This window comes from Amycolatopsis sp. NPDC104819 (assembly GCF_055583145.1).
Genome location: NZ_JBVJON010000008.1, coordinates 85,722 through 110,796, shown reverse-complemented (window position 1 = coordinate 110,796; position 25,075 = coordinate 85,722). Strand labels below are relative to the sequence as shown.

The 25,075-nt window shown below is 73.4% G+C and carries 5 protein-coding genes; all 5 read left to right on the top strand.

The genetic code is table 11. From position 1 onward, the window contains the following. Positions 1 to 115: 115 nt before the first annotated feature. The 5 genes from ACZ63E_RS25840 to ACZ63E_RS25820 all read left to right on the top strand — a co-directional run bounded on the left by ACZ63E_RS25840 (position 116) and on the right by ACZ63E_RS25820 (position 25,068). Positions 116 to 1,252: a PP2C family protein-serine/threonine phosphatase gene (locus ACZ63E_RS25840; RefSeq protein ID WP_465338677.1), complete on the top strand. Its 1,137-nt coding sequence runs from the start codon at positions 116 to 118 to the stop codon at positions 1,250 to 1,252. An 811-nt stretch (positions 1,253 to 2,063) separates the two neighbouring features. Continuing rightward, on the top strand, positions 2,064 to 19,622 hold the full coding sequence (locus ACZ63E_RS25835; RefSeq protein ID WP_465338676.1) for a non-ribosomal peptide synthetase: 17,559 nt from the start codon (positions 2,064 to 2,066) through the stop codon (positions 19,620 to 19,622). A gap of 23 nt (positions 19,623 to 19,645) precedes the next feature. Then, positions 19,646 to 19,846 carry an MbtH family protein gene (locus ACZ63E_RS25830; RefSeq protein ID WP_247050600.1) on the top strand — a complete coding sequence of 67 codons (201 nt, stop codon included), beginning with the start codon at positions 19,646 to 19,648 and terminating at the stop codon, positions 19,844 to 19,846. 46 nt (positions 19,847 to 19,892) lie between these two features. Beyond that, complete coding sequence (locus ACZ63E_RS25825) at positions 19,893 to 21,242, top strand: serine hydrolase domain-containing protein (RefSeq protein WP_465338675.1); 1,350 nt, start codon at positions 19,893 to 19,895, stop codon at positions 21,240 to 21,242. A gap of 52 nt (positions 21,243 to 21,294) precedes the next feature. After that, a complete protein-coding gene (locus tag ACZ63E_RS25820; protein WP_465338674.1) occupies positions 21,295 to 25,068 on the top strand; it encodes an amino acid adenylation domain-containing protein in 3,774 nt (1,257 codons plus the stop codon). The last annotated feature ends 7 nt before the right edge of the window (positions 25,069 to 25,075 follow it).

Sequence of the window (25,075 nt, the reverse complement as noted above, 5' to 3'; positions counted from 1 at the left end):
CGCGACGGCGAAGTTCAGCAGGCAGCTTCCCGGTCATTGCCGGTCCACGAGCTGCGAGGTTCGCCATGGTGTTGTCGGTGAGTGATCACGGGTGCGCGACCGGGATCTTTCCGGCGTGAGCGCGAGCGTCGAGCACTGGTGGAGCCGGGAGGTGCTGGACCGCGCTCCCTACGGCGTTGTCGTGATGCGCCGCGACACGCCCGCGGGCTTCGTGTGCGTGTACGCCAACAGCGCGGTCGTCGTGCACACCGGCATGGCCGATCCCTCCGGTGACGCGGTCAGCGAGCGGTTGGCGCCTGACCAGTCCGCCCCGTGGGACGCCCTCTACGAGCAGGTCTGGCGCACGGGCCGCACGGTCCGCCGCGTCCAGCGCCTGGAGGAGACCGGCCGCGACCTCGAGGTCGCGGCCTTCGCCCTCGACGGCGAAGGCTCGGAGCGGCTGGTCGCGATGGTGATCACCGACATCACCTCCCGGACCGAGGACGAGCTCGACCGTGAACGCGAGCGGCGCCGTACCGCCGAGATCGCGCTCGCTCTGCAGCACGCGATGCTCGGCCCCACGCACGACCTGCCCGCGAACATCGCGGTGCGCTACCGGCCGGCCCACGACGACGCTTCGCGCCGCCCGGACGAGGACCCGTTGCTGGTCGTGGGGGGCGACTTCCACGACGTCGTCCCGCTGCCGGGGGACCGGTGCGCGCTGATGGTGGGCGACGTCGTGGGCAAGGGCCTGAAGGCGGCGACGGTGATGGGGCAGTTGCGCAGTGCCGCGCGGGTGCTGTTGCTGGAGAACCGTGGTCCGGCGGAGACGCTGACGTCGCTGAGCACGTTCGCCGCCGATCTGGAAGGCGCGTTCTGCACCACCGTCTTCTGCGCGGTGGTGCACGTGCGCACCGGTCATCTCGACTACGCGTCGGCGGGGCATCCGCCGGCGTTGCTGAGCGTCCCGGGCGCCGGAAGCCATCGACGGCTCGGCGAGGCGGTGGGCACGCCGTTGGGGGTGCCGGCCCGCGGCGCGCGCGTTCAGGCCAGTGTGCTGCTGCCGGCCGGTTCACTGTTGCTGCTGTACACCGACGGCCTGGTCGAGGCGCGGCGCCAGTACATCGACGACGGCATCGACCGCGCCGGCGCGCTGCTCGCGGAGCTGGGCGGCCGGAACCTCGACACGGTCGCCGACGCCCTGCTGGCGATCCAGCCCGAGACGTTCCGGCCGGACGACACCGCCTTGCTGCTGTACCGGCACCAGCCCTGACGCGGTCGGCCGGCCCCGTTCACGTCAACGAACCAGTGTCGGCGCCGCCGTCCGCTCTTTAGTCGAGAAGCGGGTTCCGGTGCGTCAAAAGATCACCGGATGTTCCGAGAGTGTCCGATTGATCAGTATGTCCACGGCAATGTGGAATTCGGTCGTCCGCTTGGCAATTTGTCGGATTTACTTGGTGGTCGCGGATCTTTTCCGGCGACCGTCTTTGTGGGCCGCGCTCGCGTTACATGTCAATCGGGTGATCCCGAAACTCGGGAGACGGTGGTGGCGCCGGCGTGGTCGAGCGGTGGATAGTCGCAGGTAGCAGCGTTTTTCGCGTATCAAACGCGTCATTGGTGGTACAGATTCGGCAGAAGAGTGAACTGTTCGGCGGGATCTGTTTCCTGTCGGGTGACGGTCTTTTGCCGGTCTTCCCGATGGTTTGCGGTGATGCTCCGTTTGGCGGTACGAGCCCCATCTCGCTTGGGTAACGTGAATGGCGAATCCGGTTGTTGGGGGATCACGGACCGCTGGGGCGACCTGCTTTCCCGTTCGAAGAGCCGAGGTCGTCACAGATTTGCCGTGGCGACGGCTCGATGTCGACAGTCAGGTGTGACTGTCGATTCGGAACGGGTTCCGAGCTCGTCGGCGCGCTTCTGGTTCGAGAAAGGATCTTGGGTATGTCTTCACGATCACCGGTGCCGCGCGGCGCGCGGTTCGGGCCGATACCACAGTGAAGAAATCCCGGTAAACCCGTCTTTCGTATTCGTCCGGCGTCCGGCTGGTCCGGCGTGGATCTCATCGTGCTCGAAAGGTTCCGGAAATGCCGTTTTCTGACGTCCCGGTCGCCGTGACCGGGACGGCGTCCTCCAGCGTGCCGACGCCCGCGCACCTCGCCGAGCTGTTCCAGGCACAAGCCGTTCGCAGTCCGCTCGCGGCCGCCCTGACCGGCGCGGACGGGACGCTGACCTACGCGGAGCTGAACGTCCGGGCCAACCAGCTGGCGCGCGTGCTCGTCGAGCACGGCTGCGGACCGGAGACGGTCGTCGCGCTCGCGCTGCCGCGGTCGGCCGACCTGGTCGTCGCGCAGCTGGCGGCGGCCAAGGCCGGCGCGGCGTTCCTGCCGATCGATCCGGACCACCCCGCCGAGCGGATCGCCTTCACGCTGGCCGACGCGCGGCCGGTGCTCGTCCTGACCCGCTCGGCCGTCGCACCCGAGGGTGTCGGAACCACCACCACGATCGCGCTCGACCGGCCCGGGCTGCTCGCCGGCCGGCCCGGCCACGACCTCACGGACGCGGACCGGCCGCGCCCGCTGCACGTCGGCCACCCCGCGTACCTGATCTACACCTCCGGTTCGACCGGTGTCCCCAAGGGCGTGCTCGTCACCCACCGCGGCCTGGCCGGGTTCTTCGCCGCGATGCGGGACCGCTACGACGTCCGCCCCGGCGACCGGGTCCTCGAGTTCTCCTCACCCAGTTTCGACGCCTCGATCCTGGAGCTGGGCATGGCGCTGCCCTCGGGCGCCGCGCTCGTCGTCCCGCCCGCCGGCCCGCTGCTGGGCGACCGGTTGGCCGAGGTCCTCGCCGACCACCGGGTCACCCACGCCCTGATCCCGCCGGTCGCGCTGGCCACGCTGTCCGCCATGCACGCCGCGGGCCTGCCGGACTTCCGCACCGTGATCGTCGGCGGCGACGCCTGCCCGCCCGAACTGGTCCGGACCTGGGCGCCCGGCCGCCGGATGATCAACTCCTACGGTCCCACCGAGGCGACCGTCGTGGCCACCTGGAGCGACCCGCTCGCGCCCGGCGGAACCCCGCCGATCGGCAAGCCGCTGCCCGAGACCACGGTCCACGTGCTCGACGAGGCGCTGCGCCCGGCTGCCACCGGTGAGCTGCACCTCGCCGGCCCGAGCCTGGCCCGCGGCTACCTCGACCGGCCGGGACTGACCGCGAGCCGGTTCGTCGCCGACCCCTTCGGCGCGCCGGGCAGCCGGATGTACCGCACCGGTGACGTCGTGCGCCGCACTACGTCGGGCGAGCTGGAGTTCGTGGGCCGGACCGACCACCAGGTCAAGATCCGGGGCTTCCGCATCGAGCCCGGCGAGATCGAAGCGCTGTTGCTGAGCCGCCCGGATGTCCGGGAAGCGGTCGTCGTCGCCCGGGAGGACCAGCCCGGTGTCAAACGCCTGGTCGCCTACGTCGCCGGGGACGCCGAACCGGCCGCTCTGCGCTCGGCCCTGATGGACAAGCTCCCGCCGTACCTCGTGCCCGCCGCCTTCGTCCCGGTCGACGGGATGCCGCTGACCACGCACGGCAAGCTCGACCGCGACGCGCTCCCGGAGCCCGACTGGGCCGCGCAGGTGCGCGCGACCCACACCCCGCCCCGGACCGCGACCGAGCGGATCCTGGCCGAAATCTGGGCCGACCTGCTCGGCGTGCCCGAAGTCGGCGTCGACGCGGACTTCTTCGAACTCGGCGGGGACTCGATCCTCGGCGCCCGGGTGCTGGCCCGGATCCGCGCCCGTTTCGGCGCGGACCTGTCTCCGCGGGTGGTGTTCGACGCCCGGACCATCACGAAGCTCGCCGAGCTGCTGCCCGAGGACGGCCGCCCGGCGAGCGGCCGGATCGAGCGCGGCGCCCACGAAGACGTCGTCCCGATCTCACCGGTGCAGCGCCGGCTGTGGATGCTCGACGAGCAGAACCCGGGCAGCACCGAGTACAACGCCGGCGTCGGGCTCACGCTGTCCGGCCCGCTCGACCGCGAAGCCCTGCGTTCCGCGCTGGACGGCTTGGTCGCGCGGCACGAGGCCCTCCGGACGACCTTCCGCACCGTCGACGGGCAGGGCGTCCAGGTGGTCGCCGGAACCGGGTCGATCCCGGTGCGCGAGACCGAAGCCGGCGACGACCTGGACGCGCTGCTCGCGGCCGAGCTGGACCGCCCCTTCGACCTGGCCGCCGGGCCCCTGACCCGCGCCACGCTGATCCGCCTCGGTCCCGACGAGCACCTGCTTCTCCTGTGCCAGCACCACATCGTCACCGACGGCTGGTCGGTCGGCCTGCTCGTCGACGAGCTCGCCGCGCTCTACGCGGGGGAGGAGCTCGCTCCGGCGCCGATCGGGTACCGCGACTACTCCCGCTGGCACCAAGAGCGCCTGGCGGGCCCGCTGCGCGAGCGGCAGCTGACGTACTGGCGCGAGCAGCTGGCCGGGCTGGAGCCGCTGGAGCTGCCCACCGACCGCCCGCGCCCGCCGGTCCGCGAAACCCGCGGCGCGATCCGCCGCTATCCGCTGCCGGACGGCCTCGCCGCCCTGGGCCACGACACCGGCGCCACCCTGTTCACGACGCTGACCGCGGTGGTGCAGGTGCTGCTGGCCCGCTACACCGGGCAGGACGACATCGCCGTCGGCACCGCGGTGTCGGGACGCGACCACGACCAGCTGGAGCGCCTGGCCGGGTTCTTCGTCAACACCCTGGTGCTGCGCTCCACCGTCGACCCGGCGCAGCCGTTCGACGCGTTTCTCGGCCAGGTCAAGGAAACGGCGCTGGCGGCGTTTGCCGCCGGCGAGGTGCCCTTCGACCAGGTCGTCGACGACCTGCGGCCGGCCCGTGACCCGGGCCGCACGCCGCTGGCGCAGGTCCTGCTGGTGCTCCAGCAGGACCTCGTCCGGCCCCGGGAGGCGGGCGCCCTGCAGCTGGGCGAGCACGACCTGCCCCGCCCCCGGGCCCGGTTCGACCTAGTGCTGGAGTTCCAGCCGCAGGGCCGCGGCGTCGCGATCGAGTACGACACGGCCCTGTTCGACGCCGCGACGATCGACCGCTTCGCGGGACACCTGCGGGTGCTGGCCGACGCCGTTGTCGCCGACCCGCGCCGGCCGCTGGCCGAACTGTCCATGATGGACGGTGCCGAGCTGGCCCGGCTCCACGAGCTTGCGCGCGGCCCGGCCGTCGACGTCCCCGCGCTCACCCTGCCTCGGCTGTTCGAGGCCCAGGCGGCCCGGACGCCGGATGCCGTCGCCGTCGTCTGCGGCGGCCGCCGCCTGACCTACCAGGAGCTCGACGACCGGGCCAACCAGCTGGCTCGGGTCCTGCGCGAGCAAGGCGCCGGACCCGAGCGGCTCGTCGCCGTCTCGCTGCCGCGCACGGAACGGCTGCTGGTGGCGCTGCTCGGCGTCCTCAAGTCCGGCGCGGCGTACCTGCCAGTCGACCCGGCCTACCCGGCCGACCGGATCGCGCTCATTCTCGACGACGCGGCCCCGGTCCTGATGCTCACCGCGGACGGCGAAGGAGCCTCGGTGGCCTTCGACGACCCCGGCCTGCTCGCCGGCCGGTCGACGGCGCCGGTGGACAGCTCCCTCGATCCTGCCAACCCGGCCTACGTGATCCACACGTCCGGCTCGACCGGCCGCCCCAAGGGCGTCGTGATCGCCCACCGCAGCGCGGCGAACCTGATGGCGTGGGCGGCCGCCGACCTCGGGGACGTCCTGCGGCCCGGGTCGACCGTCGTCGCGTCGACGTCGCTCAACTTCGACGTCTCGGTGTTCGAGCTCTTCGCGCCGCTGATGGCGGGCGCCACCGTCGAGATCGTCCGGGACGTGCTGGCTCTCGGCGAGCAGGCGGACGCCGGCCGGGAAGTCGGCCTGGTGAGCGGCGTGCCGTCGGCGTTCGCCCAGCTGCTGGCCCAGGGCGCGGTCTCCGTGCGGCCCTCGACGGTGGTCCTGGCCGGTGAGGCGCTGACCCTGCACGCGCTGCGCGACATCCGGAAAGCGCTGCCGGACAGCCGGATCGCGAACATCTACGGCCCGACCGAGTCCACTGTGTACGCCACGGCCTGGTACCACGACACCGACCGCACCCCGCCGATCGGCCGTCCGGTCGCCGGGATCCACGCCTACGTCCTCGATGCCGGGCTGCGGCCGGTGCCCGTCGGCGTCCCCGGCGAGCTGCACCTCGGTGGCGCCGGCGTGGCCCGCGGGTACCTCGGCCGGCCGGGGCTGACCGCCGGTCGGTTCGTCGCCGACCCCTTCGCCACGCCGGGTGCGCGGATGTACCGGACCGGCGACGTGGTGCGCTGGACCGCGCGGGGCGAGCTGGAGTACCTGGGTCGCGCCGACGACCAGGTCAAGATCCGCGGCTTCCGCATCGAGCCCGGTGAGGTGGAAGCCGCGCTGCGGCAGCACCCGGACGTCACCGAGGCCGTCGTGGTCGCGCGCAAGGACGCTGGTCACCAGCGCCTGGTCGCCTACGTGGTGCCGGCTGCGCCTGCCGACCTGCGCGAGTTCCTCGCCGGCTCGCTGCCCGCGCACCTGGTGCCCTCGGCGTTCGTGCCGCTCGACCGGCTGCCGCTCAACCCCAGCGGCAAGCTCGACCGGCGTGCCCTGCCCGCCCCCGACTGGGCGGGCGCCACCACCCGCGTGGCGCCGCGGACCCCGGCCGAACGGGTGCTCGCCGAGATCTGGGCCGACGCGCTCGGGCTGCCCGAAGTCGGCGTCGAGGACAACTTCTTCGAGCTGGGCGGGGATTCGATCCTCAGCATTCGCCTGGTGTCCGAGGCCGCGAAAGCCGGCCTGAAGATCACCACCCGCGACGTCTTCCGGCACCAGACGATCGCCGCGCTCGCCGCGGCCGCCGGCACCGCGGCCCCAGCCGTGGCGCGGGAGGCGGCGACGGGTGCGGTGACGCCGACCCCGATCCAGCGCTGGTTCCTCGACGCCGACCCGGCCGACCCGGACCACTTCGCCCAGGAGCTGAGCGTCCGGCTGGCCGACGACGTCGACGAGACCCGGCTGCGCGCCGCGGTGAACACCGTCGTCGGCCACCACGACGCCCTGCGGCTGCGGTTCCGCCGCACCGAAACCGGCTGGACCGAGCACCACGCCGAGCCGGGCGACATCGACGTCTTCGGCGCGACGATCGACCTCGAAAACGGCCCGCTGCTGAGTGCGGACCTGACCGGCACCACGCTGCACCTCGCCGTGCACCACCTGGTCGTGGACGGCGTGTCCTGGCGGATCCTCCTGGAGGACCTCGACAACGCTTATCACGGCCGCGAGCTGAGCCCGCGGACCACGTCCTTCCAGGACTGGTCGGCCCGGCTCGCCGCGCACTCGTTCGCCGAGGACCTCGATCACTGGCGCGCGGTCGACGGCACCCAGATCCCGCTCGACACCGACGACGGCAACACCGTGGCCAGTACCCGGACCGTCACCACCAGGCTGGACGCCGAGCTGACCCGCGCGCTGCTGCAGGACGTCCCGGGCGTCTACCGGACGCAGGTCAACGACGTCCTGCTGACCGCGCTCGGCGGGGCCCTGCGCCGCTGGACCGGCGCCGACCGGGTCCTGCTCGACCTCGAAGGGCACGGCCGCGAGGAGCTGTTCGACGACGTCGACCTCTCCCGCACGGTCGGCTGGTTCACGTCCCTGTTCCCGGTCGCGCTCGACGTGCCCGGCGGCGACTGGGGCGAAGCCCTGAAGCGGACCAAGGAACAGCTGCGCGCGATCCCGGCACGCGGGCTGTCCTACGGCGTGCTGCGCTACCTGACCGGCACCGCCCCCGCAGTGACGCCCCGGCTGAGCTTCAACTACCTCGGCCGCTTCGAAGTGACCGGTGATCTGTACCGCGGGCTCGAGCGGGACCTCGAACTCTCGCAGAGTCCCGGCGCGATCCGTGCGCACGCCATCGACGTGGTCGCCCGGGTCACGGACGGCTGCCTGGAAATCACCTGGTTCTACTCAGACCGCCTGCACCGCGAGGCCACCATCTCCGCGGTCGCCGACGACCTCGTGCACGGCCTGGCCGACATCGCCACGCACTGCGCCGACCCGGCCGCGGGCGGCCGCACGCCGTCGGACTTCCCGCTGGCACGCCTCGACCAGGCAGGCGTGGACACGGTCGTCGGGGACGGCCGCGACGTCGAGGACGTCTACCCGCTCACCCCGGCGCAGACCGGGATGCTCTTCCACGGGCTCACCGGCGACGCCCGGTCCGCCTACCTCCAGCAGGTCACGTTCGTGATGACCGGTGTCTCCGACCCGGCCGCCCTCGCCCGCGCGTGGCAGCAGGTCGTGGACCGGACGCCGGTGCTGCGCAGCCGGGTCGTCTGGGACGGCGTCGACGTCCCCGTGCAGGTCGTCCACCGGCAGGTCACCCTGCCCGTCGACCACCGCGACGGGACCGCCGATCCCGAAGACCTGGACGTCGTGCTGGCCGCCGACCGAGCGGCCGGGCTAGACCTGACCGCGGTGCCGCTGACGCGGCTGCTCATCGCGCGGCTGTCGGCGACCGAGGTCCGGGTCGTCTGGACGTTCCACCACCTCCTGCTGGACGGCTGGAGCCTCTTCCAGGTGCTCTCCGACGTCTCCGCGGCACACGCCGGCCGGCCGCTGCCCACCCGGCGCCCGTTCCGCGACCACGTCCGCTGGCTGTCCGAACAGGACTCCTTCGCGGCGGAAACGTACTGGCGCGAACTGCTTTCCGGCCGCCCGGAGCCGGTCCGGCTGCGTACCGATCGCACTCCTGAGCGGCACACCGTCGAGTCGACGGCGTCACTGCGCGCCGACGTGGCGGCCGGGCCGCTGCGGGCCGCCGCGCAGCGCCACGGCCTGACCCTGAACACCCTCGTCCAGGGCGCCTGGGCCGTGCTGCTGGCCCGCCACGGCGGACGGCCCGAGGTCTGCTTCGGCACCACGGTCGCCGGGCGGCCCGCCGAACTGGCCGGGGTCGACGAGATTACCGGCATGTTCATCACGACCCTGCCGCTGGTCACCGACGTCGACGACCGGGCCACCGCCCGCGACTGGCTGCGAGACCTGCAAGCCGCCCAGGCCGACGCGCGGCGGTTCGAGTACGCGCCGCCGGTGACCTCGTTCGACACCCTGCTCGTCTTCGAGAACTACCCGGTCACCGACGGGCTCGGGCTGCGCGACCTGCGCGGCGTCGAGACCACCAACTACCCGCTCAGCGTGGTCGCCTACCCCGGCGAGGACCGGCTGGACCTGGCCTTCGGCTACGACCCGGAGCTGTTCGACGCCGAGACGGTCGCCGGGTTCGCCGGGCACCTGAGCACGCTGCTCACCGAGCTGGCGGCCGGACTGGACAAGCCCGTCGCCGACCTGCGGATGCTCACCGGCGCCGAGCGGCACGACGTCCTGGTCCGCTGGAACGACACCGCGCACGACCTCCCCGCCGCGACCGTGCCGGAGCTGTTCGCCGAGCAGGTCCGGCGCACCCCGGACGCGGTCGCCGTCACGGGCGAGGAGACCCTGACCTACGCCGAGCTGGACGCGCGCGCGAACCGCCTGGCCCATCGGCTTGTCGCCCTCGGCACGTGCCCGGACGACCTGGTCGCACTGCTGCTGCGCCGGTCGGCGGACGTCGTCGTCGCCGAACTGGCGGTGCTCAAGGCCGGCGGCGCCTACCTGCCGCTGGACGCCCGAGCCCCGCGCGAACGCCTGCACGCGCTGCTCGACGGGGTGCGGGTGCTCGTCACCGATGGGGACCAGAGCGTCCATAATGGACCAACCGTGCGCGTCGACGACGGTGACGACCAGCCGGAGACCGCACCGGACGTGGTGCTGCGCCCGGAAAACCTGGCCTACGTCATGTACACCTCGGGCTCGACCGGCACGCCGAAGGGCGTGGCGGTGACCCACCGGGACGTCGTGGGCCTGGCCCTGGACCGGTGCTTTTCCGGTTCTGCGCACCGGTCGGTGCTGCTGCACTCCCCACAGGCGTTCGACGCGTCGACGTACGAGGTGTGGGTGCCCCTGCTGAGCGGCGGCCGGGTGGTCGTCGCGCCGCCCGGCGACCTGGACGCCGACGTGCTGCGCCGGCTGATCGGCGCGCACGACGTGACCGCGCTGTGGCTGACCGCCGGGCTGTTCCGGCTGCTGGCGCAGGAAGATCCCGCGTGCCTGAGCGGTGTCGAAGAGGTGTGGACCGGCGGCGACGTCGTGCCCGGCGAGGCGATCCGCCAGGTCCAGCGCGCGAACCCGGGCTTGACCGTGGTCGACGGCTACGGCCCGACCGAGACCACGACGTTCGCCAGTCACTTCGTGCTGCCGGCCGAGGAGCAGGTGCCGGACGTGGTGCCGATCGGGCGGCCGCAGGACAACATGGCGGCCTACGTCCTCGACGCCGGGCTGCGGCCGGTCCCGCCGGGCGCCGTCGGCGAGCTGTACCTCGCCGGCACCGGGCTCGCCCGCGGCTACCTCGGCCAGCCGGGCCTGACCGCCGAACGGTTCCTGGCCGACCCCTTCGGCACGCCGGGCACCCGGATGTACCGGACCGGCGACCTCGTCCGCTGGACCCGCACCGGAGTCCTCGAATTCGCCGGCCGTGCCGACGACCAGGTGAAGATCCGCGGCTTCCGCATCGAGCTGGGCGAGATCGAAACCGCGTTGACCGCGCACCCGGACGTCGTCGAAGCCGTTGTCGTCGCGGCGGAGAACGCCGGGGCCAAACGGCTCGTCGCCTACGTCGTCACCACCGGGACGCCGGACCTGCGGGAGTTCCTGCTCCGGTCCCTGCCGGACTACCTCGTGCCCGCGCTTTACGTGCCGTTGGAAGCGTTGCCGCTCAACGACAACGGCAAGGTCGACCGGCGGGCGCTGCCCGCGCCGGATCGAGCGCCGGAGCGGGCGTACCGCGAGCCCGGCACCGACGCCGAGCGGCTGCTGGCCGGCATCTGGGCCGAAGTCCTGCGGGTGGACCGGGTCGGCGCCGACGACAACTTCTTCGAACTCGGCGGCGACTCCATCCTGAGCATCCAGGTCGTCTCCCGGGCCCGCCGGGCCGGGCTGGACCTCATGCCGGGCCAGGTGTTCGACCACCCGACCGTCGCCGCGCTCGCCCTCGCCGCGAACACCACCCCCGCTGCGGCCACGGCCGACGAGGGACCGGTGACCGGCGCCGCGCCGCTGACGCCCGTCCAGCGCTGGTACCTCGACCCAGAGCCGGTGCACCCCGAACAGTTCGTCCAGTCGGTCTCGATCGACCTGCCCGCGGCCGACCCGGCGGCGCTGCGCCGCGCACTGCGGGAACTACAGCTGCACCACGACGCGCTGCGGCTGCGGTTCACCGACGGCGGCCAGCACCACGCGCCCGACGTCCAGGACGTGTTCGGCGCCACGATCGACCTCGAACGAGGACCGCTGCTGCGAGCCGACCTCGACGGCACCACGCTGACGCTCTCCGCGCACCACCTGGTGGTCGACGGCGTCTCGTGGCGGATCCTGCTGGAGGACCTCGAAACCCTCCTCGACGGCGGCGAACTCCCCGCCCGCACGACGTCCTTCCGCGACTGGGCCCGCACGCTGGCCGAGCACACCGCCGCGGGCGGCTTCGACGACGAACTGGCCCACTGGGCCGTCACGGACGCCGACCCGGCGCTCCCGGTCGACACGACCGGCGCCAACACCTACGCCTCCGCCCGGTCGGTGACCGTCCGACTGCCCGCCGAAGCGACCCACGCGGTGCTGCACGACGTCCCCGGCGCCTACCGGACGCAGGTCAACGACGTCCTGCTGACCGCGCTCGGCCGGGTTGTCGCGGACTGGACGGGCCGCGACCGCGTCCTGGTCGACCTCGAAGGGCACGGGCGCGAAGACCTGTTCCCCGGGATCGACCTGTCCCGCACCGTCGGCTGGTTCACCTCGATCTTCCCGGTCGCGCTCGACGTGCCCGGCGGCGACTGGGGCGACGCGCTGAAGCAGACCAAGGAACAGCTGCGCGCGGTGCCCCGCCGGGGCGTCGGCTACGGCGCCCTCCGCTACCTCGCCGGCACCGCCCCGCACGTCGAACCGGGGATCAGCTTCAACTACCTGGGCCGGTTCGACCACGGCGGCGGCCTCGACGGCGCGGCTCACCCCGACCAGGCTCGCGGGCATTTGCTCGACGTCGTCGGCGCGGTCGTCGGCGACCGGCTCGAACTGACCTGGCACTACTCGGACCAGGTGCACACCGAAGACACCGTCCGCCGGCTCGCCGACGCGCTGCTCGCCGCGCTCACCGGGATCGTCGGGCACTGCGCCCGCCCGGACGCCGGCGGCCGCACGCCGTCGGACTTCCCGCTGGCCCGGCTCGACCAGGCCGCCGTGGACCGCCTCGCCGGGACCGGCGCCGGAGTCGAGGACATCTACCCGCTCACCCCGATGCAGTCGGGCATGGTGTTCCACAGCCTCGTCGACGGCGCGACCGGCACCTACCTCAACCAGGTGCGGCTGCGGCTGACCGGCGTCACCGACCCCGAGCGCCTGGCCCAGGCCTGGCAGGACGTCGTCGCGGCCACACCGGTGCTGCGCAGCCGCGTCGTCTGGGACGGCCTCGACGAACCCGTCCAGGTTGTCGAGCGGTCCGCGCCGGTGCCGGTCACGCATCTGGACTGGACCGGGCACGACGACCGCGAACGGTTCCTCGAAGAAGACCGGGAGCTGGGCTTCGACCTCGCCGCCGCGCCGCTGATGCGGCTGGCGTTCGCGCGGCTGCCCGGCGGGGACGTTCTGATGATCTGGACGTTCCACCACGTGCTGCTCGACGGCTGGAGCGCCGCCCAGGTGTTCGGTGAGGTCTGCGCCCGGTACGCCGGTGCCGCCACGCCAGCGCCCCGGCCGCCGTTCCGCGAATACCTGCGCTGGCTCGGCGCACAGGACACCGAGGCCGCCGAACGACACTGGCACGACGAGCTGGCCGGGGTGCGCACGCCGACCCCACTCCCGTACGACCGGCGGCCGCAGGAGGTGCACCGCACCCGGTCCACCGCGTCCCACCACGTGTCGGCGCCGGCCGAAGGGCTGCGGGAGCTGGCCCGGCGCGCCGGGCTGACCCTCAACACCATCGTGCAGGGCGCGTGGGGCCTCGTGCTGTCCCGGCACAGCGGCGAAACCGACGTCGTGTTCGGCACCACCGTCTCCGGCCGCCCGGCCGACCTGCCGGGCGTCGAAGCGATGGTCGGGTTGTTCATCAACACGCTGCCCAGCCGCGTGACCGTCCCGGATGGACAGACCGTGGCCGGATGGCTGCGAGACCTGCAGGCGGCCCAGGCCAGGGCCCGGCAGTACGACTTCGTGTCCCTGGCCCGGATGGGCGCCGGGCTGTTCGACAGCATCCTCGTCTTCGAGAACTATCCCTTCGACGCCGACGAGATCGCCGCGCACGGGATCGGCCTGCACGAGGAAGGCGAGCTCCAGCCGACGAACTACCCGCTCAGCGTGGTCGTCACGCCGGGGGAGCGGCTGGCCGTGTCGTTCGACCACGACCCCGAGCTGTTCGACGCGGCCACGATCGAACGGCTGGCCGGGCACCTGCTCCTCGTCCTGGACCGCATCGCCGCCGCGCCCGACCGGCCGGTCGGCGAGCTGGACCTGCTGACCGACCGCGACCGCGAAAGCGTGCTGCGGACGTTCAACACCACGGCCCACCCGGTCGCCCCGGCCACGGTGGCGAGCCGGTTCGCCGAGCAGGTGCGGCGGACGCCGGACGCTCCGGCCCTCGGGCAGCTGTCCTACGCCGAGCTGGAGGCGCGGGCCAACCGGCTCGCGCACCACCTGATCGCGCTCGGCGTCGGCGTCGAAGACCGGGTCGGACTACTGCTGGAACGCTCGGCCGACCTGGTCGTCGCCGAGCTGGCCGTGCTCAAGACCGGGGCAGCGTACGTGCCGGTCGACCTGCGCGCCCCGGCCGCCCGGATGCGGCTGGTGCTGGCCGAAGCGGACGTCTCCGTGGTCGTCACCGATGGGTCCCGTGAGGACGTCCACAGTGGACCGACGGTGCGGGTCGGCGAGACCCTCGACGGTCCGGCTCACGCGCCGGATGTCTTGGTGCGACCGGAAAACCTGGCGTACGTGATGTACACGTCCGGTTCGACGGGGACGCCGAAGGGCGTCGCGGTGACTCACCACGACGTCGTCGGCCTGGCTTCGGACCGCTCCTTCGCGGGCGAGGCGCACCGGAGCGTGCTGCTGCACTCGCCGCAAGCGTTCGACGCCTCGACGTACGAAGTCTGGGTGCCGCTGCTGAACGGCGGCCGCGTCGTCGTCGCGCCGCCGGGAGACGTCGACGCCGACGTCCTGCGCCGGCTCGTCGCCGAGTACCACGTGAGCGCGCTGTGGCTGACCGCGGGCCTGTTCCGCCTGCTGGCCCAGGAGGATCCCGCGTGCCTGCGCGGAGTCCGGGAGGTGTGGACCGGCGGCGACGTCGTCCCCGCCACCGCCGTCCGGCAAGTGCGCGACGCGTGCCCCGGCCTGACCGTCGTCGACGGTTACGGCCCCACCGAAACCACGACCTTCGCCAGCCGTTGCGTCCTGCCGCCGGACGAGCCGGTGCCCGATGTGGTGCCGATCGGTGGTCCGCTCGACAACATGGCGGCCTACGTCCTCGACGCCGGGCTGCGGCCGGTGCCGCCGGGCGTGGCGGGGGAGCTGTTCGTCGCCGGCACCGGCGTCGCGCGGGGCTACCTCGGCCGGCCCGGGCTCACCGCGGAACGGTTCGTCGCCAACCCGTTCGGCGCGCCCGGCGAGCGGATGTACCGCACCGGCGACGTCGTCCGCTGGTCGGCGAGCGGGGTGCTGGAGTTCGTCGGCCGGGCCGACGACCAGGTCAAGATCCGCGGGTTCCGGATCGAGCCGGCCGAGATCGAGAACGCCTTGGCTGCCCACGCGAGCGTCGCCGAGGCCGTCGTCGTCGCCCGTGACAAGCGGCTCGTCGCCTACGTCGTCACGACCGCCGCCGTGCCTGAGCTGCGCGCGTGGCTGCAACGGGACCTGCCCGACTACATGGTGCCCACGGCGTTCGTCACGCTCGACGCGCTTCCGTTGAGCCGCAACGGGAAAGTCGACCGGCGGGCGCTGCCGGAACCGGCCGTGGAGCCGGCGGCCGGGTACCTGCCGCCTCGTACGGACACCGAACGGGTGCTGGCCGACGTGTGGGCCGACGTCCTCGGCGTACCCGCGGTGGGCATCGAGGACAACTTCTTCGAGCTGGGCGGGGACTCCATCCTGAGCATCCAGGTCGTCTCCCGGGCCCGGCGCCACGGCCTCGCGCTCACCCCGCGGGACCTGTTCGCCCACCAGACCGTCGCGGCGCTGGCCGTCGCCGCCGGGACGGCCGCGGTGACCGTGGCCGAGCAGGGCCCGGTCGGCGGCCCCGCCGCCCTGACCCCGATCCAGCACTGGTTCTTCACCGGCGACTTCGGCGCCGCCGCGGACTTCACCCAGTCCGTCCGGGTCGAACGGGCCGAGCCGTTCGACGTCGGCCGCCTGCGCACCGCGCTGGCAGCGCTGGTCGAGCACCACGACGCGTTGCGGATGCGGTTCACCGGAGACGGCCAGGTCAACGCCCCGGCCGAACCGGCCGAGATCCTCGGGGCGGTGATCGACGTCGCCCACGGACCGCTACTCACCGCCGAGCTGCTCGAACCGGCCGTCCTGCGGCTGACGGTCAACCACCTGGTCGTCGACGGCGTCTCGTGGCGCATCCTCGTGGAGGATCTGGAAACGGCCTACGAGGGGCGTCCGCTGCCGCCGAAGACGACGTCGTTCCGCGAGTGGGCGAACCGGCTGGCCGCCCACGCCGGAGCGGGCGGCTTCGACGACGAGCTGCCCTACTGGCGCACCACGGCCGGCGCGCCGCTGCCGGTCGACGGTGAAGCGACCGGGACCACCGGCACGGTCACCGCGCGGCTGGACGCCGAGCTGACCCGGGCCCTGCTGCAGGACGTCCCGGGCGCCTACCGGACCCAGGTCAACGACGTGCTGCTGGCCGCGCTCGGCCGGGTCCTGGCCCGCTGGACCGGCCGCGACCGCGTGGTGGTCGACCTGGAGGGCCACGGCCGCGAGGACCTGTTCGGCGACGTCGACCTGTCCCGCACGGTCGGCTGGTTCACCTCGATGTACCCGGTCGCGCTGCACATCGACGACGACTGGGATGCGCTGCTGAAGTCGGTGAAGGAGCAGCTGCGCGCGGTACCCCGACGGGGCGTGGGCTACGGCGCGCTGCGGTACCTGACCGGGACCGCGCCCGCGGTCGACGCCGAGATCGGCTTCAACTACCTGGGCCGGTTCGAAGGCGCGGCCGGCAGCCTGGACTCCGCGGTCGGCGCCGGGGCGGGCCGGGACCACCTGCTCGACGTCGTCGGCCGCGTGGACGCCGACTCCCTGGAACTGACCTGGTACTTCTCCCACGGCGTGCACACTGCCGAGACGGTGGAACGGCTGGCCGCCGAGCTGGTGGCCGCGCTTGGCGAGGTCGTCGCGCACTGCGCCGGCGCCGGCGGCCGGACGCCGTCGGACTTCCCCCTGGCCGCGCTGGACCAGCGGCAGGTCGACCGGATCGCCGGGGACGGCCGCGCCGTCGCCGACATCCACCCGCTCACGCCGATGCAGGCGGGCATGGTCTTCCACGGGCTTTCCCAGCAGGCGCAGGGCGTCTACTTCGAACAGGTCACCGCCGTCCTCGACGGTGTCACCGACCCGAATGCGCTCGCCGCGGCGTGGCAGCACGTCGTCGACCGGACGCCGGTCCTGCGCGGCCGCGTCGTGTGGGAGGACGTGCCCGAGCCGCTGCTCGTGGTGCAGCGGGACGTGCGCCTGCCGGTCACCCACCTCGACTGGCGGAGCACCACCGACACCTTGCGTGACCTGCTCGCCCGTGACCGGGCGATGCCGTTCGACCTGGCGGCCGCGCCGCTACTGCGGGTCACCCTGGCCCGGCTGCCCGGCGACGCCGTCCAGCTCCTCTGGACGTTCCACCACGTGCTGCTGGACGGCTGGAGCGTCTTCCAGGTGCTGTCCGACGTCTGCACCGCGTACGCCGCCCTGCGCGACGGCGTCGCGCCGGTCCTGCCGAACCGGCGGCCGTTCGCCGACTACGTGACCTGGCTGGGCGCGCAGGGCCAGGCTGGTGCGGAGGAGTACTGGCGCCGCGAACTCGGCGACGTCACCGAGCCGACGCCGTTGCCCTACGATCGGACGCCGGCGGCCGCCCACGAGGCGAGCTCGTCGGTGTGGGTCGGCCGGGACCTCGACGAGGAGCGGACCGCCCGGCTCGCCGCGTTCGCCCGGCGCGAGCGCCTGACGGTCAACGCGATCGTGCAGGGCGCGTGGGCGCTGCTGCTGTCCCGCCACAGCGGGGAGGACGACGTCTGCTTCGGCGCGACCGTGTCCGGCCGCCCCGCCGGGCTCGCCGGGGTCGACGACATCACCGGCATCTTCATCAACACCCTGCCGGTGCGGGTCACGGTGGACCCCGCGGCCCCGGCCGCCGGCTGGCTGCGCGACCTGCAGGCCACGCAGGCGGAATCGCGCCGGTTCGAGCACGTCCCGCTGACCGCCGTTCAGGGCTGGAGCGGCGTCGACGGCGGCCAGAACCTGTTCGACAGCATCGTCGTGTTCGAGAACTACCCAGTCACCGCCGACAACGTCGCCGGGCACGGCGTGCGCCTGCGCGACCTCGACGCGAGGGAGACGACCAGTTATCCGCTCAGCGTCGTGGCGTCGCCGGGTCCGCGCCTGTCGCTCGGACTCGGTTACGACCCGGCGTTGTTCGACCCGGCGACTATCGAGCGGCTGGCCGGACAGCTCGAGCACGTGCTCGGCGTGCTCGCCGACGAGCCGGACCGTCCACTGGGGACACTCGACGTCCTGACCGTGGCCGAACACGACGAGATCCTGCTGGCATTCAACGACACCCGCCACGACGTCGAGCCGGTCACCCTGACCCAGCTCATCGAAGCGCAGGCGGCCCGCACCCCGGACGCCGTCGCGGTGCTCGCCGACGACGAGAGCCTGACCTTCGCCGAGCTGGACGCTCGCGCCAACCGGCTGGCCCGGACGCTGGCCGCACGCGGCGCCGGGCCGGAGCGGATCGTCGCGCTCGTCCTGCCGCGCTCGGTGGAGATCGTCGTCGCGCAGCTGGCCGTGCTCAAGACCGGCGCCGCCTACCTGCCGATCGACCCGGACTACCCGGCCGACCGGATCGCGTTCATGATCGAAGACGCGGCCCCGGTCGTCGTGCTGACTCCCTCCGAGCTGGCGGCCTTCGACGACCAGGACGCTGAGCCGTTCACCCGGGCCGTGCCGCTCACAGCGCCCGCGTACGTGATCTACACGTCCGGCTCGACCGGCACCCCGAAGGGCGTCGTGGTCACCCACGCCGGGCTGGCGAGCTTCTCCGGCGCCGAGATCGACCACTTCGACGTCCGGCCCGGCGACCGGGTGCTGCAGTTCTCCTCGCCCAGCTTCGACGCCTCGGTGCTGGAACTGTGCATGGCCCTGCCCGCGGGGGCCGCGCTGGTCGTGCCGCCGCCGGGTCCACTGCTCGGCGAGCAGCTGGCCGACGTGCTGCGCGACCGGGGTGTCACCCACGCGCTGATCCCGCCGGTGGCGATGGCGAGCGTCCCGGACGTGGCGCTGCCGGAGTTCCGGACACTGGTGGTCGGCGGCGACGCCTGCACCGCCGACCTGGTCACCCGCTGGGCGCCGGGCCGCCGGATGGTCAACGCCTACGGTCCCACCGAGATCACCGTGGTCGCCACCTGGAGCGACCCGCTGGAACCCGGCGGCACGCCGCCGATCGGCCGGCCGATCCGCAACACCCGCGGCCACGTCCTCGACGCCGCGCTGCGGCCGGTGCCGATCGGCGCGCCGGGGGAGCTGTACGTGTCCGGGTCCGGTGTGGCCCGCGGTTACCTGAACCGGCCGGGCCTGACCGCGTCGCGGTTCCTGGCCGACCCGTTCGGCGCGCCCGGCTCCCGCATGTACCGCACCGGCGACCTGGTGCGGTGGCGGGCCGGGGGGACGCTGGAGTTCCTCGGCCGCGCCGACGACCAGGTCAAGATCCGCGGCTTCCGGATCGAGCCCGGGGAGATCGCGGCGGCCCTGCGGACCCACCCGGACGTCCGGGACGCCGCCGTCGTCGCGCTCGACCAGCGGCTGGTCGCCTACGTCGTCGCCGGTTCGGTGGCCGGGCTGCGGGAGCACCTCGCCGCGACCCTGCCGGCGCACCTGGTGCCCGCCGCCTTCGTCGCGCTCGACGCGCTTCCGTTGACCGCCAACGGAAAGCTGGACCGGCGGGCGCTGCCCGCGCCCGCCGCGCCGGAAGCCGGCGCGGACTACGCGGCCCCGGAAACCGAAACCGAAGAGGTCCTCGCCGCGATCTGGGCCGAGGCGCTCGGCCTCGACCGCGTCGGCGTCGAGGACAACTTCTTCGCCCTCGGCGGGGATTCCGTGCGCAGCCTGCGGATCACGTCGATGACCAAGTCCGCCTTCGACGTCCAGCTCACGCCCAAGGACGTGCTCGCCGCCGGCACGGTGCTGGCGTTGGCCGAGCTCGTCGAAGAACGGGTCCTGCGGGACCTCGAACGGCTCGCCGCCGGCCAAGACCTCTGAAAAACCCGAGAAAGGAAACCGACATGCAGGACGACATCGAGTTCCAGGTGCTGGTCAACGACGAGGGCCAGTACTCGCTCTGGCCGCTGACCAATGAGGTGCCCGCCGGCTGGCGCGCCGACGGGTTCCGCGGCGGCCGCCAGGAGTGCATGGACCACGTCGACGAGGTGTGGACCGACATGCGGCCGCTCAGCCTGCAGCGGCAGATGGCCGCCGACGCCTGACCCCGGCCCCACACGGACCCGAACCAACGCGGAAGGTTTCTTGCTCGTGCTCTCTTCTTCGACGTTCTCCCAGACCATCCACCTCCCGGTCCAACCCGGTCCGGCCGTCCCCGAGGACGAGCGGCTGCGGCGCCTGCTGGCGGGCCTGGCCCGCAAGCACCAGGTGCCCGCGGCCCAGCTGGCGATCCACGACGGCGGCCGGACGCGGTCCGTCGCGGTCGGCGACGTCACCGCCGCCTCGAAGTTCCCGGTCGGCTCCATCACGAAGGCGTTCACCGCGGCGCTCGCGCTGCTGCTGGTCGCCGACGGTGACCTGGAGCCCGACGACGCCCTCGGGGAGCACCTCGCCGACCTCGGCCCCCAGGTCGGCAGACCCACGATCGCGCAGGTCCTGAGCCACACCGGCGGCCTGCCGGCCGCGCTCGGGGCCGGCGAGAGCACCGCGTCGGCCCGCCGGTACCTGCGGGCGTGCCGCGACGCCGGCCTCTTCCAGCAGCCCGGGCTGGGCTTCTCCTACTCCAACGTCGGGTACGTCCTCACCGGCTACGTGGTCGAAGCCATCACCGGCATGAGCTGGTGGGAGGCCATGGACACGCTGCTGCTCGAAGCGCTCGGCATCGTCCCGGCGTTCGTCGTCGAGCCGGGCGCGCGGCGCCGCGCCGATGCCCACGTCAGCGGGCACGCGGTGCACGCGGTCACCGGTCGCGCCCGGCCGGTCGCGCAGACCCTGAGCGGCGTCGAGGCCGCGGCGGGCGCGCTCGCGCTGAGCGCGGAAGACCTCGTCGCGTTCGGCCGCATGTACGGCGGCGGCGAGAGCCCGCTGCCGGACGACCTGCTCGAGCTGATGCGGCGGCCGGTACCGGGTGCCGAATCCTTCGGCCTGGCCGACGGCTGGGGTCTCGGTCTCGCCGCCTACCGGGGCGCCGACGCGGACTGGACCGGGCATGACGGCACCGCCGACGGCACCTCCTGCCACCTGCGAGTGGACCCTGAGCACGACCGCGTCGTCGCGCTCACCACCAACTCCGGCTCGGGCTCGGCGCTGTGGGGGGACCTGGTCGCCGAACTGCGCACCGCGGGGCTGCCGGTCGGCGACTACGAGCTGCCCGGCGACGGGGCACGGGCCACGCACCCGCCGGCCGGCCTGTCCGGCCGCTACACCAACGGCGATCTCGAATACCACGTCGACGTGCACGCCGACGGCGGCGCGGTCCTGGTCGTCGACGGCGAGGTCTACCCGGAGCTCGCGGTGCTCGACAACGGGGCGTTCTCGGTGCGTGAGCCCGGCACCGGCCGCCGGATCGTCGGCGGCCGCTTCCTGACCGACCCGGCCACCGGGACCGTCAGCGCGATGCAGTCCGGCGGCCGGATCGCCCGCCGCCGCAAGGCTTCCTGACCCGTCCCGCCCCCCCGAACCGCCCGAGCCGTGCCGTAGAGGAAAGCGAACCATGACCACCTCGAGAAAGAGCCGCATCGACGCGCTGCCCGCCGACCTGCGCGAGACGCTCAAGCGCCGCCTGGCCGGGCGGGCCGAGCGCACCGACGTCATCGGCCGGGCCTCGCGCGAGGAGGACCTGCCGCTTTCCTTCGCCCAGCAGCGCCTGTGGTTCCTCGACGAGTTCCAGCCGGGGGACGCCGAGTACAACAGCGCGGTCGGGCTGCGGCTCACCGGGGCGCTCGACCCGGCCGCGCTCACCGGCGCACTCGGGGACCTGGTGGCCCGGCACGAATCCCTGCGCACCACCATCGACGACGCCGCCGGCACGCCCGTCCAGGTCGTCCACCCGGCCCCGGACGTGCCCGTGCGGACGGTCGACCTGACGGCCGACCCCGCGCTGCGGCCCGCCGATCTCGACGAGGTGCTGGGCGCCGAGTACGCCCGGCCCTTCGACCTGCGCCGCGGCCCGCTGGTCCGGCTGCTGCTGGTGCGCGTCGCCGAGGACCACCACGTCCTGCTGATCACCGCCCACCACGTCGTCACCGACGGCGAGTCGATGGGCATCCTGGTCGCCGAGCTCGGCGCGCTCTACGCGGCCGCCGTGCGCGGTGAACCGGCGGCCCTGCCCGAGCTCGCGGTCCAGTACGCCGATTTCGCCGTGTGGCAGCGCAACCGGCTGGCCGGCCCGGCCCTGGACCGGCACCTCGCCTACTGGACCACGCAGCTGGCCGGCGTCGAACCCCTCGACCTGCCGGCCGACCGGCCGCGGCCCGCCGTGCGCACGACCTCGGGCGCGTTGCACGCCTTCAGCGTCCCGGCCGAGGTCGCCACCGCGCTCGGCGACCTCGCCCGGGCCCACGACACGACGCTCTACACCGTGCTGGTCGCCGCCTGCCAGGTGCTGTTCGCCCGGTACACCGGCCGCGACGACATCGCGCTCGGCACCGTCGTCTCCGGCCGGGGCCGCCCGGAACTGGAGCGGACGGTCGGCTTCTTCGTCGACACCGTCGTCGTTCGCTCCACAGTGGACAGAGCCACGCCGTTCGAGGCGTTCCTCGACGCCGTCCGCACGACGGTTCTGGAGTCCTTTGAGCACGCCGAAGCACCGTTCGAGAAGCTCGTCGAGGCGTTGAAGATCGAGCGCGACCCCAGCCGCAACCCGCTGTTCGACGCCATGGTGCTGCTGCACGGGACCCCGGCCGGGCAGCCGGACTTCGGCGGGCTGACCGCCGAACCGGTCGAGGTGACCCGGCACGCGGCCAACTTCGACCTCACCGTCGAGTTCCAGCCGGTCGACGGTGGCCTGGAAGGGTCTCTGGAGTACAACACCGACCTGTTCGACGAGCGGACCGCCGTCGCGCTGGCCGAGCATCTCACCGTGCTGCTCACCGGCATCGCCGCCGACGCCGCCCGCCCGGTCGGCGAGATCCCGATGCTCACCGAGCTCGAGCAGCGGCGGCTCGCCGAGTGGAACGACACCGGACGGGACGTCCCCGAGGCCACCCTCACCGAGCTGTTCGAATCCCAGGCCCACCGCATCCCGGACGAGACCGCGCTGGTCGCCGGGGCCACCACGCTGAGCTTCGCCGAGCTGAACACCCGCGCCAACCGGCTCGCGCGGCACCTCGTGACGCTGGGCGCCGGTCCGGAACGGGTCGTCGCGCTTGCGTTGCCGCGCACGGCCGACGCGATCGTCGCGCTGCTCGCCGTGCTCAAGGCGGGGGCGGTCTACCTGCCGATCGACCCGGCCCTGCCCGCCGACCGGATCGAGCTGCTGGTGCGTGACGCGGGCGCCACGCTGGTCGTCACCCACGAGACCACCGGCGGCCCCGGTGGCGGGCTCGTCCTCGGCACCGAGGAGACCGCCGTCGCGCTGGGGGAGTACCCGGGCACCGACCTGACCGACGCCGATCGCGCCGCGCCGTTGCGCGCGGCCAACACCGCCTACGTCATCTACACCTCCGGCTCCACCGGCCGGCCCAAGGGCGTGGCGGTTCCGCACCACAACCTCACCAACCTGCTGGTCAGCCACCGCAACGACTTCGCCGCCCCAGGACGGCGGCTGCGCGTCGCACTGACCGCCACGCTGTCGTTCGACACCTCGCTCGAGGGTCCGGTGCTGATGGCCGACGGTCACGAGCTGCACCTCATCGGCGACGACGTCCGGCTGGACGCGCACGCCCTCGTCGACCACATCGCCGAGCACCGGATCGACTTCCTCGACCTGACCCCGACCTACCTGCGCCGGCTCGTGCCCGCCGGGTTGCTGACCGACCCGCGGCACCGCCCGAAGATCCTGATGCTCGGCGGCGAGGCCCTCGACGAGTCGCTGTGGCACGCCCTGTCCGACGCCGAAGTCACGGTGGCGCACAACTTCTACGGCCCGACCGAGTACACAGTGGACGCGGTGTCGTGCCGGGTCGGCGCGAGCGCCCGGCCGGTGCTCGGCCGCCCGCTGGCCAACACCCGGGCCCACGTCCTCGACGAAGACCTCCGCCCGGTACCCGTCGGCGTCGCGGGCGAGCTCTGCCTGGCCGGTGCGCAGCTCGCGCGTGGCTACCTCGGGCGGCCGGGCCGGACCGCCGGCAGTTTCGTCGCGAACCCGTTCGGCGCGCCCGGCGAGCGGATGTACCGCACCGGCGACCGGGTGCGCTGGACGGCGGACGGGCAGCTGGAGTACCTGGGCCGGCTCGACGACCAGGTCAAGATCCGCGGCTTCCGCGTCGAACCCGGTGAGGTCGAGGCCGCGCTGCTGCGCCTGCCCGACGTCTCCGCGGCCGTCGTCGTCGCCCACCGCGGCGACGACGGGCACGCCCGGCTAGTGGCCTACGTCGTCGCAGCCGGCCCGGCCGCACCGGCCGCCGCCGACCTCCGCGAAGCCCTCCGGGCGAGCCTGCCCGACTACCTGGTGCCCTCGGCCTACGTCCCGATCGACGCCGTTCCCGTGACACCACAAGGAAAAGTCGACCGCCGGGCGCTCCCGGCCCCCGGCGTCCCCGAGGACGGCGACCAGGCCTACGTCGCGGCGCGGACGCCGGTCGAGCACCAGCTGGTGGCCATCTGGGCCGAGGTGCTCGGCAACGACCGCGTCGGCGTCGAGGACAACTTCTTCGGCCTCGGCGGCGACTCGATCCTGAGCATCCAGGTCGTCGCCCAGGCCCGTCAGGCCGGGCTGCGGCTGACCTCGCGCGACATCTTCCTGCACCAGACCATCGCCGGGCTCGCGACCGTCGTGCAGTCCGCCGCCGCGCTCGACCCGGATGTGACCACGCCGATCACCGGACCCGCGCCACTGACCCCGATCCAGCACTGGTTCTTCGGCACCCACGGCCCGCTCGGCCACTTCACGATGTCGCAGCTGCTCGAACTGCCCGCCGACGTCGACCACGACGCCCTGCGGATCGCGGTCGACGCCGTTGTCGCCCACCACGAGGCCTTGCACACGCGATTCTTCTATCAGGACGGCGAATGGCAGCAGGAGGTCGTGCCCACGCCGACCGGGGTGCTGTGGAGCCGTGACCTGTCCTCGCTCGGCGAAGCCGGGCAACGAGCCGGGATCGAAGCCGCGGCGGGCCAGGTGCGGTCCGGGCTCGACCTGACGGCCGGCGTGGTCACCGGCGCGGTGCTGCTCGTGCGCGGGGGGGGGGGGGGGGGGGGGGGGGGGGGGGGGGGGGAGGGGGGGGGGGGAAGGGGGGGGGGGGGGGGGGGGGGGGGGGGGGGGGGGGAGATGGCGGAGAGGGGGGGGGGGGGGAGCAAGCGGGGGTGGGGAGATCGGTCGACTTAGGGGTGTG

Bases quoted from the DNA above. Each gene is read 5' to 3' on its own strand.
- ACZ63E_RS25835 (WP_465338676.1), top strand. From the start codon at position 2,064: ATGCCGTTTTCTGACGTCCCGGTCGCCGTGACCGGGACGGCGTCCTCC.
- ACZ63E_RS25820 (WP_465338674.1), top strand. From the start codon at position 21,295: ATGACCACCTCGAGAAAGAGCCGCATCGACGCGCTGCCCGCCGACCTG.
- ACZ63E_RS25830 (WP_247050600.1), top strand. From the start codon at position 19,646: ATGCAGGACGACATCGAGTTCCAGGTGCTGGTCAACGACGAGGGCCAG.